Here is a 2,426-nt window from a genome sequence, read left to right on the forward strand (position 1 = left end):
GGCCAGCGCGAGCAGTGTCGTGGAGTGCCGTCCGGTGCCCGACAGCAGCACGCGTTCGGTGGTGCCGTGACGGAGCAGGTAGGCCACGCCGGGACGGTCCGGCCGACGCGACGCGGTGACCGACTCCCATGCCGGCACGTCGGTGCGCGCAACCTTGGCGGGTGGGGCGGGCGGCGCAGGCTCCGGCCGGTCGGCGATGACGGTGAGGGTGCGGTCGAGTGTCGAGCGCAGGAACTCCAGCGGCACCACGCCGTCGATCACCCCGTGCCGGTGCAGGTTCTCCGCGGTCTGCACGCCTTCGGGGAACTCCTCGCCGTAGAGGTGGCGGTACACCCGCGGCCCGAGGAAGCCGATCAGGGCGCCGGGTTCGGCGGCGGTGACGTGCCCTTGCGAACCCCAGGATGCGAACACCCCGCCCGTCGTGGGGTGCCGCAGATACACCAGGTAGGGCAGGTGGGCGCGCTTGTGCAGCTCGACGGCCGCGGCGATCTTGACCATCTGCAGGAACGCGACCGTCCCCTCCTGCATGCGGGTGCCGCCGGAGCTGGGGGAGGCCACCAGCGGCAGCCGCTCGGCGGTCGCGCGCGCGACGGCCGCGGCGATGCGCTCGGCGGCGGCCACCCCGATGGATCCGGCGAGGAAGTCGAACTCGCACGCCACCACGGCGACCCGTCGCCCGGAGACGGTTCCCTCGCCGGTCAGCACCGACTCGTCCAGCCCGGTGGCGGCTGCGGCATCGGCGAGTTCTTCGCGGTAGGTGTCGCTGGTGGCCACGGGCAGCGGCGGGCCGTCCCAGCTCCGGAACGAGCCGGGGTCGAGCACGGCGTCGCGGATCTGCAGCGCACCGATCCGGCTCATGGGGAAAGGCTAGCCAGCGGGACGGGCCTCGACGCGCCAGTGCCGCGATGTCTCCGGGAACCGCGCCGCCAGCCGCTCACCGGCCTCGCGGTCGGCGACCCGGATGTCGAGCCGGCGATCGTTGACCCCGGGTTCGCTCGCCGATTCGGCCGGCCGGCTGAGCTGGACCGACACCACGCCCGGGAACTGCATCGCCTCCGCCCACAGTCGCAGGTCGCCGGCCACGTCGTCGGCGCTCACCGGGTTGCGCCCGAGTCGGTTGTCGGTGAGCCGGAAGGAGGCGCCCGACGATCCCTCGGCCCGGTCGACCGACGCGGTCTGGACCTTCAGCGACACGATGTACTCGGGGAATCCGTGGTCGTCCACCTCGACGACGAATCGGCCGCCGGCCTGCTGCAGGCTCGCCGCCGAGATGGCGTGCCGCACCTCGACCGCGAGCGTGAACGTCGCGCCCAGCGATGTGCTGTTGACGTACGTCGGCTCGGCGCGGGTGACGCCGGGCACGCTGCGCATCGCGGCCGTGATCGAGTCGATCTCGTCCTGGCGATCCTCGAACGCCGTGCACGCCGCGAGCACCGAGGCGAGCAGGACGGCCACCGGCACCCGCCACCTGGTCCGCGTCACCGTGCGATTCCATCATCACCGGGCGGACCTGGCGAACACTCCGGCCGGATCCTCCGCCCGGCTTCATATAGGTTGGCGCCATGATTGGAGTGACCCGCGACGGGCACGTGCTGACCCTGGAGATGCAGCGCGCCGAGCGACGCAACGCGCTGAACAGCGAACTCGTCGACAGCCTGCGCGAAGCGATCGAGAAGGCCGCCACCGAGGACGTCCGCGCCATCGTGCTGACGGGCCAGGGCCACGTGTTCAGCTCCGGTGCGGACCTGTCGGACCCGTCCGGTGTCGCCGAGGACCTGCCCGACCGGGCCAGGGCGCTGAATTTGGCCATCGATGCGGCGCCGGTGCCCGTCATCGGCGCGATCAACGGCCCCGCGATCGGGGCCGGGGTCATCCTGTCGATGATCTGCGATCTGCGGGTCGTCGCGCCGGAGGCCTACTTCCAGTTCCCCGTCGCGAAGTACGGCATCGCGCTCGACAACTGGAGCATCCGGCGGCTGACGTCGCTGGTCGGGGCCGGCCGAGCGCGCGGGATGCTGATGGCCGCCGAGCGGCTCACATCCGATGTCGCGCTGCAGACCGGCATGGCCAACCGGATCGGCACGCTCGCCGATGCGCAGGCGTGGGCCCAGGAGATCGCCGGGTTCGCGCCGCTGGCACTGCAGCACGCCAAGCGGGTGCTCAACGACGACGGCGCCTACGAGGACCCGTTGCCCGTGCACCAGGAGCTGTTCGACCGGGCCTGGGGGAGCAAGGACATCATCGAGGCGCAGGTGGCGCGGATCGAGAAGCGGCCGCCGAACTTCCTGGGCGCCTGACATGTTGCGGGCCGCGCTGCGCTTCGGTTTCGGGACCGCCTCGCTGCTCGGCGGCAGCTGGGTGTTGCGGGCGCTGCACGGCACCCCCGCCGCCCTGGGCGCCACGCCCGCGGAGATCGCCGCCGTCGC

The 2,426-nt window shown here is 72.4% G+C and carries 3 protein-coding genes and 1 pseudogene; 2 read left to right on the forward strand and 2 right to left on the reverse strand.

Features of this window, described 5'->3' with window-relative positions; genetic code table 11:
- Both Q2100_RS30925 and Q2100_RS30930 read right to left on the reverse strand, forming a co-directional pair.
- A partial coding sequence (locus tag Q2100_RS30925) for a carboxyl transferase domain-containing protein (RefSeq protein ID WP_302917080.1) occupies window positions 1-858 on the reverse strand: 858 nt, incomplete at its 3' end.
- A gap of 9 nt (window positions 859-867) precedes the next feature.
- Complete coding sequence (locus Q2100_RS30930) at window positions 868-1,482, reverse strand: hypothetical protein (RefSeq protein ID WP_302917081.1); 615 nt, start codon at window positions 1,480-1,482, stop codon at window positions 868-870.
- 80 nt (window positions 1,483-1,562) lie between these two features.
- On the opposite strand from Q2100_RS30930, the gene Q2100_RS30935 reads away from it, so the two are divergent.
- Both Q2100_RS30935 and Q2100_RS30940 read left to right on the forward strand, forming a co-directional pair.
- A complete protein-coding gene (locus Q2100_RS30935; protein WP_302917082.1) occupies window positions 1,563-2,297 on the forward strand; it encodes an enoyl-CoA hydratase in 735 nt (244 codons plus the stop codon).
- Window position 2,298: 1 nt separating this feature from the next.
- Window positions 2,299-2,426, forward strand: a pseudogene (locus Q2100_RS30940) (MBL fold metallo-hydrolase); the annotation flags it as partial.

It is taken from the genome of Mycolicibacterium arseniciresistens, from assembly GCF_030519285.1.
Taxonomy (GTDB): Bacteria; Actinomycetota; Actinomycetes; order Mycobacteriales; family Mycobacteriaceae; genus Mycobacterium; species Mycobacterium arseniciresistens.